At 62.9% G+C, this 13,742-nt stretch carries 14 protein-coding genes; 6 read left to right on the top strand and 8 right to left on the bottom strand.

The window, feature by feature from the left end; all coding sequences use genetic code 11:
• Positions 1-100 precede the first annotated feature (100 nt).
• Together CO655_RS19215 and CO655_RS19210 are read left to right on the top strand one after the other, a co-directional pair.
• Entirely contained in the window at positions 101-595 is a 495-nt protein-coding gene (locus CO655_RS19215; protein WP_097665972.1) for a MarR family transcriptional regulator, read from the top strand.
• 27 nt (positions 596-622) lie between these two features.
• The gene (locus CO655_RS19210; protein ID WP_010029100.1) at positions 623-1,039 is read left to right on the top strand and encodes an NUDIX domain-containing protein; all 417 of its coding nucleotides are present in this window, start codon (positions 623-625) and stop codon (positions 1,037-1,039) included.
• 23 nt (positions 1,040-1,062) lie between these two features.
• Here the strand turns inward: CO655_RS19210 and CO655_RS19205 are convergent, their stop codons facing one another.
• Together CO655_RS19205 and CO655_RS19200 are read right to left on the bottom strand one after the other, a co-directional pair.
• A complete protein-coding gene (locus CO655_RS19205; protein ID WP_097665970.1) occupies positions 1,063-2,100 on the bottom strand; it encodes a DUF3095 family protein in 1,038 nt (345 codons plus the stop codon).
• 107 nt (positions 2,101-2,207) lie between these two features.
• Positions 2,208-2,603 (bottom strand): Ohr family peroxiredoxin, encoded by a 396-nt coding sequence (locus CO655_RS19200; RefSeq protein WP_097605331.1) that lies wholly within the window; start codon positions 2,601-2,603, stop codon positions 2,208-2,210.
• Positions 2,604-2,848: 245 nt separating this feature from the next.
• On the opposite strand from CO655_RS19200, the gene CO655_RS19195 reads away from it, so the two are divergent.
• Positions 2,849-3,646 carry a class I SAM-dependent methyltransferase gene (locus tag CO655_RS19195; protein WP_097665968.1) on the top strand — a complete coding sequence of 266 codons (798 nt, stop codon included), beginning with the start codon at positions 2,849-2,851 and terminating at the stop codon, positions 3,644-3,646.
• 47 nt (positions 3,647-3,693) lie between these two features.
• Here CO655_RS19195 and CO655_RS19190 read toward each other — a convergent pair whose 3' ends face one another.
• From CO655_RS19190 to CO655_RS19180, 3 genes are all read right to left on the bottom strand, one after another.
• On the bottom strand, positions 3,694-4,041 hold the full coding sequence (locus CO655_RS19190) for a hypothetical protein (RefSeq protein ID WP_010030441.1): 348 nt from the start codon (positions 4,039-4,041) through the stop codon (positions 3,694-3,696).
• A gap of 126 nt (positions 4,042-4,167) precedes the next feature.
• Complete coding sequence (locus CO655_RS19185) at positions 4,168-5,478, bottom strand: extensin family protein (protein ID WP_097605333.1); 1,311 nt, start codon at positions 5,476-5,478, stop codon at positions 4,168-4,170.
• Positions 5,479-5,629: 151 nt separating this feature from the next.
• A complete protein-coding gene (locus CO655_RS19180) occupies positions 5,630-7,450 on the bottom strand; it encodes a methyl-accepting chemotaxis protein (RefSeq protein ID WP_097605334.1) in 1,821 nt (606 codons plus the stop codon).
• Between the two features lie 310 nt (positions 7,451-7,760).
• Here CO655_RS19180 and CO655_RS19175 point away from each other — a divergent pair, with 310 nt between their 5' ends.
• Together CO655_RS19175 and CO655_RS19170 are read left to right on the top strand one after the other, a co-directional pair.
• Positions 7,761-8,147, top strand: coding sequence for an acyl-CoA thioesterase (locus CO655_RS19175; protein WP_097605335.1), 387 nt, complete (start codon positions 7,761-7,763; stop codon positions 8,145-8,147).
• Between the two features lie 24 nt (positions 8,148-8,171).
• Complete coding sequence (locus CO655_RS19170; RefSeq protein ID WP_097605336.1) at positions 8,172-8,759, top strand: hypothetical protein; 588 nt, start codon at positions 8,172-8,174, stop codon at positions 8,757-8,759.
• A 426-nt stretch (positions 8,760-9,185) separates the two neighbouring features.
• Here CO655_RS19170 and CO655_RS19165 read toward each other — a convergent pair whose 3' ends face one another.
• The 3 genes from CO655_RS19165 to CO655_RS19155 form a co-directional block, all read right to left on the bottom strand.
• On the bottom strand, positions 9,186-10,370 hold the full coding sequence (locus CO655_RS19165) for a DUF1501 domain-containing protein (RefSeq protein ID WP_097665966.1): 1,185 nt from the start codon (positions 10,368-10,370) through the stop codon (positions 9,186-9,188).
• 115 nt (positions 10,371-10,485) lie between these two features.
• The gene (locus CO655_RS19160; RefSeq protein WP_097665964.1) at positions 10,486-11,997 is read right to left on the bottom strand and encodes a DUF1800 domain-containing protein; all 1,512 of its coding nucleotides are present in this window, start codon (positions 11,995-11,997) and stop codon (positions 10,486-10,488) included.
• A 121-nt stretch (positions 11,998-12,118) separates the two neighbouring features.
• Positions 12,119-12,466: a DMT family protein gene (locus tag CO655_RS19155; protein WP_010028099.1), complete on the bottom strand. Its 348-nt coding sequence runs from the start codon at positions 12,464-12,466 to the stop codon at positions 12,119-12,121.
• 211 nt (positions 12,467-12,677) lie between these two features.
• Between CO655_RS19155 and CO655_RS19150 the strand changes: the two genes are divergently transcribed.
• Positions 12,678-13,592, top strand: a complete 915-nt coding sequence (locus CO655_RS19150) for an RDD family protein (protein ID WP_097665962.1) — start codon at positions 12,678-12,680, stop codon at positions 13,590-13,592.
• The last annotated feature ends 150 nt before the right edge of the window (positions 13,593-13,742 follow it).

Genomic DNA, 13,742 nt, shown 5'->3' with positions numbered 1-13,742 from the left:
GCGACGGCCGGGGCGGTCACCTGAAATCACCCCGTCACCATTGCGATTTAATCGGATGCGATATATATAATTGCAGTAGCAACCGAGACAGGATAGACCCATGCACACGTCCAAAGCCGCAAAACAGTCTGCATCCGCCTCTCCGCGGAGTGGCGGTGAGGTCCGCAAGCTTTCGACCTTCCTGTGCTTCGCGGTCTATTCGGCCAATCTCGCCTTCGGCCGCGCCTACAAGCCGATCCTGGACGCGCTCGGCCTGACCTACACCCAATATATCGCCATGGTGGCCCTCTCCGAGGAGGACGACCAGACGGTCAGCATGCTGGGTGAAAAACTGTTCCTTGAATCCAACACGCTGACGCCCATCCTCAAGAAACTGGAGTCGGCCGGCTTTATCACCCGCCATCGCGATTCCGCCGACGAACGGCAGGTGCGTGTCAGCCTGACGCCAGCGGGGCGCGATCTTCTCGAAACCGATCCCGGCTCCGCCCTGATCGACGCCGTCGGCCTCGGCGACGATTTCCCCGTCGTGCAGAAATCGGTGACGCGGCTGCGCGACAACCTGCTGCGGGCGCAGGCGGAACCGCAAAAATCATGATCGCGGCACATGTCGGCACCTGGTGACATGCCCGAGATCGCAATCGGCGCATTGATTGGGAATGGGAGCGTTCTTCTCGCCAGGCGGAGTTCGGAGCGCAGGACACACCCGGATCGGTGGAGCCTGCCGGGCGGTCACGTCGAAGATGGCGAAGACGCCGAGACAGCACTGCCCCGGGAATTGCTGGAAGAAATCGGCGTGACGCCGCAGCACTGGCTGTTGGCCGGAAAGTTCGTTTCGGAAAGCCCGCCCGGGGCATCCGCCACCTTCCATGTCTATCACGTCGACCGATGGCAGGACTCTCCGCGACTTATCGGCGATGAACACACGGCGCTCAGATGGTTTACCGCCGCGGAGATTGAATGCGAAACCGAACTGGCGCCGCCTCAGCTTGGTGAAATGCTCTTAAACCTGCTCAGACCGAAGACGAACAACCAGGCATGATGACGCGAGAAGCAGCGCCACGCCTACAGCGCACGCTGCCGAACCTCGCCAAGCGCGCCCTCCTCCATCATCTCGGCCGCTTTCGCGTAACCGCCGCCCATTCCATCGAGGAAATGCAGATGCGAATCCGGCCGCCCCGATGGTACGAGGCAGGTCATCAGCGCGTGAGACTGGCGGTGCAGCCCGAAGTCGATCTCACCGCGCGCCCGCGCTGCAATGAGCATGGCTTCGACGCTGTCGATCTGGTCCGGCGCGCAGTCCAGCGTCAGGCGCAGGCCGTCGTCGAACTTGCGGAAATCCGAATTGGAGGCGACCTCCGACCAGCGTTTCGCGCTGACCTGCTTCTCTCTTGCCATACCCGTCCGTCCGGAAAGCGGATGAGACCGGCGCGGCGCGGCATCGAAAACCGCGAGCACGCGTCTTGCCAGCGCCGCAAAGACCTCCGGGCGCGTGTGGTCGCGTGGCTCGACCAACAATGACAGGATCTCGCCGCGCTGGCTCGGGAACGGCGCCCAGTCGCAGCTCAAGCCCGTCAGGTCAGGCCTCATCGCATAACGGCCGGGTTTGACCAGAAAGCGGCCATTCTTGATCTGCTGCTCCGCCCATTTGAGCCCGCCTCCGGCAAACATCGCATAGGTCGCGTTCTCGGAAGCGGCGTAGCGCGCGATCCTGACGTCGCGCCCGTTGGCACGGATTGCGCCGACGGTGACGAGCCCGACACGCAAGTCGAGATGAAGCTCGGCTTTGGCGAAGCCCGCGACGTCACGCAAGGCCGATGTCGCCGCCATGATGCCGGTCGCCGGCAAGGCGAAGGCTGCTCCGTCTCCGCGAAACACGAAGGGAAAATCGAACGAACCCCAGGCATTGCCGAGGGCGGCGATGATCGATGCGCCGGCATAATTGACGTCTTCATAGCGTCCCGATCGGATTGCCGCGGTCGAGTTGACGACATCGGTGATGCCGATCAGCCAATCGTCAGGCAACGGCTCGTAGACATCGGGATCGAGCACCAGCGAAAACTCGTCATAGGCCCGGCGCGGCTCCGCGTGGCTGTTGATCATGGCATGTTCTCCGGATCGGCAGGTTTGGCTGCTGGCTCAGAAGCGGGTCTGCCGCCGATCGGCAGACCCCCGCTTGAAGGTGACGGCGCGAGGCCGGCCCTTCCTGGTCAGATAAGCTTGGTTTCGACGTCGATATTGCCGTGGACCGCCTTGGAGTAAGGGCAGATGCCGTGGGCCGCCTCGATCAGTTCCTGCGCGATCTCGCGGTCGATGTCTGCAAGGCTGACATTGAGCCGTGCACGCAGGAAGTAGGAGCCGTTATCGCCGTTGAGCGTAATCTCGGCATCGACCTCGGGCCCGGCTGGCAAGGTGATCTTCCGCTGCGCGGCGGCGAGCTCGATGGCGCCGATATAGCAGGCCGACCAGGCGGCGCCGAACAGGTTTTCGGCCGCCGGGTGCGGCTGCGGCAGCTTGATGTCGAGCGTGCCGTCGCTGCTGCGTGCATAGCCGTTGTGACCGCCGGCGATGTGGGTCTTGCCGGCGAAAAGAACCTTCTCAGTCATTGTCGTATCCTTTCGGTTGATGGTTACTAACGTATCCGATTAAATCGGATGCGCGTTAATATGCCGAACCAAATTCGATGTCAACACTATTCCGATTTAATCGGATACGATTTATTTTTTGAAAGACTTTAGCCAGCCGCCCAGGCAGGCTCGACCGGTTGCGCATTCACGTCTTGTCCGGAAAGGAGGCCCCCTATAGGCTTGCCTCGAGGCTCGGGGCTTCACGAGGAAGACGGAGAGTTGAGATGTCCTCCATAACCGAAGGCAATGCGGGACAATATGGCGACAGCCGCAAGCTCGCCGCCCGCGCCAGGCTCCATACCGAATATACCATCGCCGAAACGGGCTGGTTTCCATGGGTTGCCGCGCAGCTGCCTTTGAAACCGGCAGATCGCGTCCTCGACGTCGGCTGCGGGCCGGCATGGTTCTGGGCGGCAACGGCAGGTCTGCTGCCGGAGAATCTGCAGCTGACGCTCGCCGACCTTTCGCCAGGCATGGTCGACGAGGCAGTGGCGCGCTGCGGCGCACTGCCCTTCGGTTCCGTTCGAGGCTGCCGGGCCGATGCCGCCGCTCTTCCCTTCGAAGACGGCGCCTTCGATCTCGTGATCGCCATGCATATGCTCTATCACCTGCCCGACCCCGCCGCCGGCATCGCGGAGATGGCGAGGGTGCTGAAACCGGGCGGCTTTCTCGCGGTCACCACCAACGGCATCGGCAATATGCGCGAGATCTATCGCCTGACGACCGTCTTCGGCAGCGCGCCGACCGATCCGGCCGCCGTAGCCTTTGGATATGACGCCGCCGAGCAAATGATGCGGACGCAATTCGGAAACGTCGCCATGTCGCAGTATCCGGCAAGCATGCGGATCACCGAGCCCGAAGATGTCTTCCTGGCCCTGACCTCCTATCCGCCCGGCGAAGGCGCCGGCGAGCCTCAGCTCAGCGGTTTCCGCCGGGCGATCGCCGATGCCTTCAGGCAAGGCAGCGGCGCGCTCGATGTCAGCAAGGAGACCGGGCTGTTCCTCAGCAGGAAGACGGCCTGATCGGATCGCCGCCTTTCAGGAACGCGGCCGGCCGGGACAGAGCGGCCTCAGACCTTCTCTTTCTTCCTGACCTTTTCCTTCGGCTCGGCCGGCGCATCGGGCGTCGGAGCCAGAAGCTTGCGCAACGATGCGATCTTGTCCTTCACCAGCGGCCGGAAGCGCGTCGCGCGATAGGGCATGTCGGCCGCACCGTAACCTTCCGGCCCGTCGTCATTGCCGCGATGGATTTCCGCGAGCTTCACGCCGATGAAGGTGCCGTCGACATAATGGGTATATTCGCCGACCCAGCGGATCGTATAGATCTCGCCCTTGCGGATCAGCTGGTCGATGCTGACATGCTTGAAGGTGTCGTTGATGCAGACCACCTTCTGGCCGACATGAAATTCATAGCTCATGGATCAAACTCTCAAACGGCAATCCGCCTCGCCGATCTATAGCGCGCCCGGCGACGGGGATGAACCCTTTTCTGCCGGTGGATTTCATGGCGCGTGACTGCGCCTCTGCCCCTCAATGCGACAGGCTCAGTCGCAATAGACCTTGCCGCTCTTGCGTGAGCGCAGATCGAAGTGGAAGTGGTTCCAGTGTTCCGGGTTGCTGCCCGGCCCGAGCACCGTGTTGAAGTAGCGGCAGCTATCGGTGCGTACCGCCTTCAGCAGCCGGCCCTCGCGCAGCGAGAACAGCCCCTTCTTGCGCACGTCGATCTCATGGCCGTTCTTCAGCACGAACTTGCCGACGTCGATGGCGTTGCCGCGGGCGTGTTCCGACATCGGATTGTATCGCTGACGACTGTTGTTCATGCGCCGGCAGGAATAGCCGCCGAGCGGTTGGATCGTTCTGATGCCGCTCCAGTAGCGGTAGCGGGCCGACGGCGCCAGCTCGTTCTTCACCCATTTGGCGAAGGCGAGCGTCACCTGGCAGTTCAGCGTCACGGCCGGCCTCACGCCGATATTGCCGGAAAGTCCCTTCAGCGATACCGGATAAGGCACCTGGCAGGCCGGTCCGTTCGAGATCGGCGGCTTTTCGTCGAAGAGCACGCCCATGCGCTTCAGTTCGCGCCGGCAGGCAAGCTCGGAAGCCGGCATGACGCTCGGGTCGACCGGTGCGGCGGGCTCGCTCATCATCGGATTGTTCGGCCGCAGCATCGCCACTTCCTCGGCCTCGTCCTCCTCAGGAACGCGGGATGGCGCCGTGACCGGGCTGCCGTCGCTCCAGGTGGGCGCCCGGCTCATTTCAGCCTGCGCCGCCGGCTGCGGCACTGCCTGCGGCGCAGGTTGGCGCATCGGTTGGTTGAGCTGCATCGGATTGTCGGTGCCGATGCCGTCAACGACCGGCTCGCTGGCGTTGCCCTCGGCGATCTGCTGCTGTTGCTCCTGCGCCAGTCCGACGACGGGCTCTGCTCCGAGCTCATCATCCATGTTGACGCCGCCGGACGGGACGGCGAGGTTCTGCGTGCCGCCCCAGTTGCCGCTCGGCTGGCCGGCCGCCATCGCCTCGTCACTGTCGATCATCGGCAGTTTTCGCCCCTGCGTCTCCGGCGCGCGAGCTGCATGGCCGGTACCGGCGAGGTTCGGCGTATCGAGATAATCGACCGAACCTTGCGTGTTGCCGACCGGGGCGCCGGAAACCGGATAGGACGCCTGGCTTTCCACCGGCGCCATGCGCACGGCCGGCGCCATGCGCGCGGCACCCCGTGACGGCGAAATCGAACTGACCCTGGTACCGTTGTCGACATTGGCCGGCGGCACCAGTCCGTCGCTGATCGAACAGGTCGTCAGCGCCGCTGACAGCAGCACGGGCAGGAAGGCTCGCCGAGGAAAGGAAACAAACGCCATACTCTTATCGCTTCCGTGGGCCGGCCGCAGAGTGACCGAAAAAACTCGGTCCAATTTTAATTAAAAACGGTGAACGAAAACTTACCGGCACAATCTGGACGCGACGGGATTGGAAAAGGCGGCTTTCGCCGCCTTCCAACTGCTGCCGAACTCACGCTGCCCGTGTGTAACGGGCATCCCGCTGCTGCTCCGCTCCGCGCAGGCGGAAATTCGCAAGCAGCGTCTTCAACTGGGTGCTTTCGTCGGCGAGCGTGCGGCTTGCCGCCGTCGTCTCCTCGACCATCGCCGCGTTCTGCTGCGTCATCTGGTCCATGTGGTTGACGGAGCTGTTGATCTCGTTGAGTCCGGTCGACTGCTCGCGCGCCGCCGTCGCGATCGAGGCGACGTGATCGTTGACCTGATTGACCAAGGCCTCGATTTCCAACAGCGCATCGCCCGTCGAGCGCACCAGCGCCACCCCGCCCTCGACTTCGGTCGCCGACCGGCTGATCAGTTCCTTGATCTCCTTGGCGGCGTTGGCCGAGCGCTGCGCAAGCTCGCGCACTTCCTGGGCAACGACGGCAAAGCCGCGGCCCGCCTCGCCGGCCCGCGCCGCTTCCACGCCGGCATTGAGCGCCAGAAGGTTGGTCTGGAAGGCGATCTCGTCGATGACCGAGATGATCTGGTTGATGCGGCTTGAGGATTCCTCGATCCGGCCCATCGCCGTCACCGCATTACGGACGATCTCGCCGGAGCGTCCGGCGCTCGCCTTGGTCTCGGCCACCATCTCGCGCGCCTCGTTCGCCCGCTCCGATGCCGTCTTGACCGTCGCGGTGATCTCGTCGAGGGCTGCGGCCGTCTCTTCGAGAGCCGCCGCCTGCTGCTCCGTCCGTTTCGACAGGTTGCCGGTCGCCTCACTGATGTCGGAGGCGCTGTCATTGACCACCCGGCTCGATTCGGCAATCGCGTGGATGACGCCGTTCAGCGCATCGACGGCCGCGTTGAAATCATTCCTGAGCTTGGCGTAATCCTCGCCGATATCGCCGATCGCAACCGTCAGATCGCCGCCCGCGAGCTTTTCGAGGCCGACGCCGAGCGCCTGCATCGCATGGGTCTGGCGGTCGGAAGCAGAACGCAGGCTCGCCTCGTTGCCGCGGCGCTCTTCTTCGATCTGCCGCTGCCTCTCGTCTTCCCGGCCGCGCAACGCGCTGCGCTCATCGACGGAATCGCGAAGCACCAGTAGCACCTTGGCCATCTGGCCCACTTCGTCGCGGCACTCGCTGCCGGCAATCTCCACCGATGCTTCTTCGGCGGCGATCGCATTCATCGCCGTCTTCAGCCGCGCGATCGGCGCCGTCACGCTGCGCACGATGGCGAAGGCGATCGCGATCGTCGCCAGCGCGCCGATCAGGCAAACCACGGCGGCCCACATCGCATTCTGGCGATAGAGCGCCGCAAGGTCGTCGCCATAGACGCCGGTGCCGACGATCCAGCCCCAGGGCTCGAAACCGGCGACATAAGAATATTTCAGCACCGGCTCATCGGCGCCCGGCTTCGGCCAGTAGTAATCGACGAAGCCCTTGCCGTCCTTCTTCACCTTGTTGACGAACTCGACGAACAGGAACTTGCCGTTCGGATCCTTCATCTGGGAGATATCGGTGCCGTTTAGCGCCGGCTTGATCGGGTGCATCACCATCTTGGGATGCATGTCGTTGATCCAGAAATAGCCGTCTGCGCCGTAGCGCATCGCGCCGATCACGTCCTTGGCCGCCGTCTGGGCCTGCTCGCGGGTCATCGTACCCGCCTGCTCCATCTTGTAATATTTGTCGAAGATGCCGAGCGCTGTCGCATCGAGCTGCGCCAGGCCTGCCTTCCGCTCCTCTTCCAGCTCGGAATAGGAATAGTTCAGAAAGAAGACCATCGTCGCCGCGAGCACGGCAAGCGTGAAGCCGACGAGGCAATAAAGACGGGTGGAAATCTTGACGTTGCGCATGAGGTTCCCGGCGATTCTTATGAGAGATCTGTCTCATTCTGCACCACCGGAATTACTGGAGCGTAAAGCTTATTTAGCATCGACTTAAGTAACGTAAGGAGAGGTGTTGGTTGTAAAATTCAACCTATTGAAATGGAATGGAAATTAGATCGGCATTGCCCATTATTTTCCGCAAGCGATGTCCTCTAGAATGTGACTGCGAACTTTTCTGTCGACTCTGGGAAAACCGCTGACACGGCTCGCGATCATGCACTAGGGTGATCTCGATGAATCGCCGGCCCCATGCCCAACATCAGATGGAGAACCCTTGATGACCGATGCCGCCAAACCAAGAGGCGAACTGACGCTGCGCACGCTCGCCATGCCCGGCGATGCCAATCCGGCCGGCGATATCTTCGGCGGCTGGGTCATGGCGCAGATGGACCTTGCATCCGGCATCCGCGCCGCCGAGCGCGCCAGGGGCCGCGTCGTCACCGCCGCCGTCAAGGAGATGGCCTTCGAGCTTCCGGTCAAGATCGGCGATACGCTGTCCGTCTTCACCGATATCGAGCGCGTCGGCCGCACCTCGATCACGCTCATCGTCGAAGCCTGGGCGCATCGCGCCCGCTACGCAAAGATGGAAAAAGTCACCGCCGGCACCTTCATCATGGTGGCGCTCGACGAAGAGGGCAAGCCGAAGGCCGTCCCCGCCGAGTGACGCGCTGAAACCCGAGGGATAGGGATGGAAACGGTCAGCTCGCCCGAGGTCTTCCTTCACATCAAGGTGGTGATGGGCATGGTCATCAGCCTTTCCCTTGCACGGCTTCTGACCGGCGTTGCCGGCATCGTCCAGCATCCCGCCAAGGCAAAAGTCTATCCGGTCCATCTCGGCTGGGCGCTGTCCCTGTTCCTGTTCATCATTCACATCTGGTGGTGGGAATATCGCCTGCAGGCGGTCCCCGCCATCGGCTTCGGCATCTATCTCTTCCTCGTCTGCTTCTGCGGCCTGTTCTTCCTGCTCTGCGCCCTGCTCTTTCCGGCATCACTCGACGAATATGGCGGCTACGAGGAATATTTCATTTCCCGTCGCAAATGGTTCTTCGGCATCCTCGGCCTGATCTATGCCGTCGACATCCTCGACACGGCGATCAAGGGACCGGAACGCATCCTCTCCCTCGGCTGGGAATATCCCGCCCGCAACATCGCCTACATCCTCCTCTGCGCCATCGCCGCCTGGACCCCCAGCCGCCGCTTCCACACCGTCTTCATCATCGCCAACCTGCTCTACCAGGTGAGCTTCATCTTCCGGCTTTATGATGTATTGGAGTGAGGCCCGGTCCCGCGAAGCGGGAGCGATCGATCCAGTGAATCGATCGCAGGGCCGAACGCCCTGAGCCATAGCGAAGGGCCAGAGCGGTCGGGCGCAGCCGAGCAATCAATCCAGTGAATCGATCGCAGCGACGAACGCCGTGAGCCCCAGCGAAGGGCTGGGCAGCGCCTTGCTCCACAGACCTGCGTCTCAAGCCCGCGACCTCTCTCCAGCCTCATCCTGAGGCGCCCCGCAGGGGCCTCGAAGGACGGGGCTGGCCACCCGCTTCGCCAAATGCCAAGGCTGGCATGGCGCCAAGCCACCCGCCCCCGTGGTTCGAGACGGCCCTTCGGGCCTCCTCACCATGAGGGCTGGTCGGTGTGCCGTGCCGCCCCGCCTCTCCTCACAGTGCCTGTCACTCAGAAGAGGAGGAAAATCGCCGCCCACTCACACCTTCAAAAACTGCGATCCCTTATCGAACCCCAGCCCCGGAAAGATCTTCCCGGTCAGATCGTCCACACCGACATCGAACTGCCGGTAGAGCATCGCCGCCGCCACCTCCCGCACGTCAGCGGTCGGCATCAGATCGCGGTCGTCGAGCAGCTGGCCGTCACCGAGCCCGGGCCACTTGCCGAGGATGCGGCCGCCATTGATGGCGCCGCCGGCAAGCAGGGCGCAGCCGCCGGTGCCGTGGTCGGTGCCGGCCGAGCCGTTCTGGCGGACGGTGCGGCCGAATTCGGTCATCGCCAGCACCACTGTCTTCGTCCAGATCTCCGGCCCGAGCGTCGCCTTCAGCGTATTGATCGCCTGCGCCAGATCCTGGGCCGGCCGCTTGAACTGGCCGGCCTGGCCGATATGCGTGTCCCAGCCTGAGATCGAGAAGCTGGCGATGCGGTAATCACCCTTCAGCATGTTGGCGGCGAGTGCCGCCACATCGGCCACCTTTGCGCCGCGCTGGCCGTCCGGCTCGGTCATCATCGAGGCGGTATCGGCCCGCGTCGCCTCGGTGAGTGCCGCGGCAAACGGTGGATCGCCGGCATAAAGCCGCGCCAGGAACTGCATCTCGTCACGCGCCGGCGCCAGGTTGGAATCCGACGCCCAGACGTCGACCTCGTTCGGCCCGGAGAGGATCAGTTCCGTCGAGGTATTGACGTCGATCGCCTTGCGCGCATCCGAGCGCGGAATGACGGCAAGGGCGCGGTTCAGCCAGCCGGTCCTTTCCTCGGCGACATGCTCGCCGCCTGACTCCAGCATGTCCTGCCCGTCGAAATGGCTGCGCTGGTCACGATAGGGTGTCGAGACGGCGTGCACGAAGGCAAGCTCCTTGCTCTTCCACAGCGGCAGCAGATCCGCGGCGGCCGGGTTAAGCCCGAAATGCCCGTCTAGATCGAGAAGCCCGGTCTCGGGCGTCAGCGCCAGCGTCGGCCGGACCGCCGCAAAGCCGGCATCGCCATAGGGCTGCACCAGATCCAACCCGTCCATCGCGCCGCGCAGCACGATGGTGACGAAGCGGTTATCACCGGGCATCGCCGCAAAGGTGACGGGCGTGAAGACGGGCGCGGCGGCAAGACAGCAGGCAGAGGTCAGAAAGCCGCGGCGGGAAAGCGAAATCCTGTTCATCGACAGCGTCATGGGCGGGGCCTCCTGAGCAGGTTCCGGAAAAGTGTCCAGCGGTTTTCCGGTCAGAACCTGCGACAATACAAATGAGCTAAGCAGAGGAAGCGTTGGCTTGCCAACGAAAGTCTGCTTAGCGGCGGTTGAATTCGGGCGATGCCAGCACCAGGGTCAGCCCGCTGATCTTGTTCGGCGCCTGCGACACCACGCGGATCGTCTCGTCGCGCGCCGCATCGGCAAGCGTCAATTTCAGGAATTCGCGCGGGTCTTCGTCGCGGCCGAACTGCGCCGCGGCTCGCCTTGCCCAGGCCAGCCGCTCGGCGAGCTGGCTGCCGGTGATCCAGGCGGAAAAGCCTTCCTCGAAGCCGGCCGGGCTCGGCGGCAGCCAGGTCGGCTGGCCCATGCGCTTCAGCGCTCCCTGCCCCAGCGCCCGCGCCGTCCGGAAAGCCTTGAGACGCTTGTCCCTCGCCTCGCCGGCGGGATCCGTCGGCACCGGCGATCCGGCCATGCCGGGTGTATTCGCCGCCATGTCGCCGTCATCCGTGCCCTGCTGATTGGCGGCCAGGAAGCTGCCGACGACGCCGTTGACCGGCCCGGCATTCAGCGCCCTGAGGCCGGCAACGACATAATCGAAGGGCTGGCGGGCCTTGGCGCCTTCGTTCTGCCAGGCGGCGGGATGGTCGAGCATGGCGGTGTAGACGGCGGTGAGATCGCCATCCGTCTTCTTCCAGGCCGCCGCCATGTCGGAGACCATGCCCTCGTCGGGCTGATCGGAAACGAAGTGAACCGCGAGCTTGCGGCTGATATGCGCAGCCGTCTTCGGATGAACGGCGAGGTCGTCGAGCATGTCGAGATAATCGTCGCGCGAGCGTTTGCGCCCGCCATAGCTGACGCCGAGCACCTCATGCGCGCCGGGCTCGGAAATATTCGGCCGGAAGGCGATGTCCATCTCCTTGCGGTCGATGGTGAGCCCCGTCAGCACCTTGGCAGCAGCGGTGACGTCCGCCTGGGTATAACCGCTGCCGGCGCCGAGCGTGTGCAGTTCCAGAAGTTCGCGGCCGAGATTTTCGTTCAGTCCCTTGTTGCGCTTCATGCCGCCGGGCGAATCCGGCCCGAGCGAATCCGCCTGGTCGAGATAGATCAGCATGGCGGGATGGGCCGTGGCGCTGCGCAGCAGATCGCCGAACCTGCCGGATATGAACGGCCGGATCGCCTCGGCTTCATAGAGCGGCACGATAAGGCGCATCGGCAGGCTTTTGTTGGCGCTGGTGGAGAAATGGTCGGTCCAGAAGGTCGAAAGCCGCTCGTAGAAGCCGTAGGGCGACAGCACCGCCTGCATCAGTCGCAGGTTCGCGTCGTGCTGGAATTGCTGCTGCGCCTGGCGCTGCACGCCCTTGCGCATCTCGCGCCGCGCTGGATCGTCTTCCGTCGTCTTCGCCTGCTGGCGGATCTGCTTCAGCTGCTCCTGCAGGCTGAGGATTGCGCGGTGACGCATGTCGGGGCCGCCAAGCGGAAAATCCGGCGTTGCCGCGGCCCCTATGGAAAGCTGGCCGATCAGCTCATCCTTGCTTTGCGGCAGCGCCTCGCCCGGCCGGAATCCATAGCCGAACCGGATCGCCGCCATCGTCGGAAAAGAGAGGCTCATGGCCGGTCACCTCCTGATCAATGAATAGTGATAGGCTGCCAGCCGATTGCGACGGCAATCTGTAGGAAATGCGGCGATATCGAGACATGGACAATTTGTAATCTATTGAAAAAACTACAAATTAGGCCCGAAAGATGAAGGATGCTCCGATTGCGATGAGCGCGAAGCCGATGGCGTGGTTCCAGGTCAGGTTCTCGCCGAGCCAGAAGATCGAAAAGCCGGAAAACACGATCAGCGTGATCACCTCCTGCATCGTCTTCAGCTGCGCCGTCGTATAGACCGCCGAGCCGATGCGGTTGGCCGGCACCGCCAGGCAATATTCGAAGAAGGCGATGCCCCAGCTGACGATGATGGCAAGGAAGATGGCGCTGCTCTTGTGCTTGAGATGCCCGTACCAGGCAAAAGTCATGAAGATGTTGGAGGCAAACAGCATAACGACGGGCCAGACGGCTGCGGGAGAAAATAGCATGGAGAAACTCGGGAGCTGTGGAGGAAAACCGATCCGGCGGGGAGACGCCGGCGGCCCCTAACTACCACGCCGCCGCTTGGCGGCAAGCCCCGCAGCCCATGACCGATCGTCTCACGCAGCCTGCGACGCGGATCGCCGCAAGTCGCAGGACGGCTCGCCACCCGGCCACGCGCGCTGGATTAGATTGCATAGACAACGTAAGGACCGCGACATGGACACGACACAGCAAATGCCGCGAATCGACAATTTGCCTTCCCGTCATTTCTGGCGGCGCTTCGCCGCCTTTGCCGTCGACATTATCTTCTTTCAGCTGATCATCCTCATAACAGTCCATTACATGTCGAAGGTCTACCCTCTGGACTTCCGTTTGCCCGGCTGGACCTCCACGGAATGTAGCGGCTTGTTGCCCGATCAGCTTACGAAGCAAATTGAAGCAGGCTGGCCGGAAGCCACCAGCGACATCTGCGAGGTCCGGCAATTCGGCGGGGCAAAGCAGAGATACCTGCGAACCGGCACACTCACCGAAGCCGACCTGTGGCTTTCGGGGAAGGAGCTGTCCATTCCCTTGGACACAGACAACAATCCCGTGACCAAGCCGATTCCAGCATATTCCAACCTGATGGGAGGCGTAGCCAACACGGTCCTGATCGCTCTGGCGTTCGCTGGCTTTTCCGCCAATGGCCGCCGCACCTTCGGGAAGGCGCTCGTATTTTTAAGGGTTCAGACTGCCAAGGAAGAAAATCTCAATTTCGGCATGGCGTTCAAGCGCGAAATTCTGAAATTCAGCCCCAACCTTCTCTTCAGCGCTGGGCTTTTCGCACTCTCGCTGCTTCCGGCCTACCCGACCGAAGATTTCAACACGCTGCTTGGAATGCTCCGCGGCGAATACGTGCCTTCTGACGATAGCATCGGCAAATCTTACCTTGTCTGGGCACTGGCGGTGACGGCATGGTGGATTTGGCCGTTCATCGTCTGGGAAGGACAGACCTTTTACGATCGAGTCTGCGCCTGCAAAGTCGTGACGACCCTAAAGGCCGACCGTCCCGATGAGGCACGGATCAAGCAAAACAGGCCGCGGATTTACCGCAGGCTAGCGCCTATTCGCCGTAGCAGGCGCCGGAATTGACGGTCGCCAGTGCTCATGATTTGGCAGCCGGCAAGGCGAAACCTCGAAGCGCGTGCCGCAACATCGCGTCTCGCATCCCTTCGCCGCCATTGCACTCGCCCTGACGCCCGCCCCGTCCTTCGAGGCCCCTTCGGGGCACCTCAGCAACCG

Source organism: Rhizobium sp. M1 (assembly GCF_002531805.1).
Lineage (GTDB): Bacteria > Pseudomonadota > Alphaproteobacteria > Rhizobiales > Rhizobiaceae > Rhizobium > Rhizobium etli_C.
Note: the sequence above shows the minus strand (reverse complement) of the source record. Positions and strands in the feature narration are given on the sequence as shown.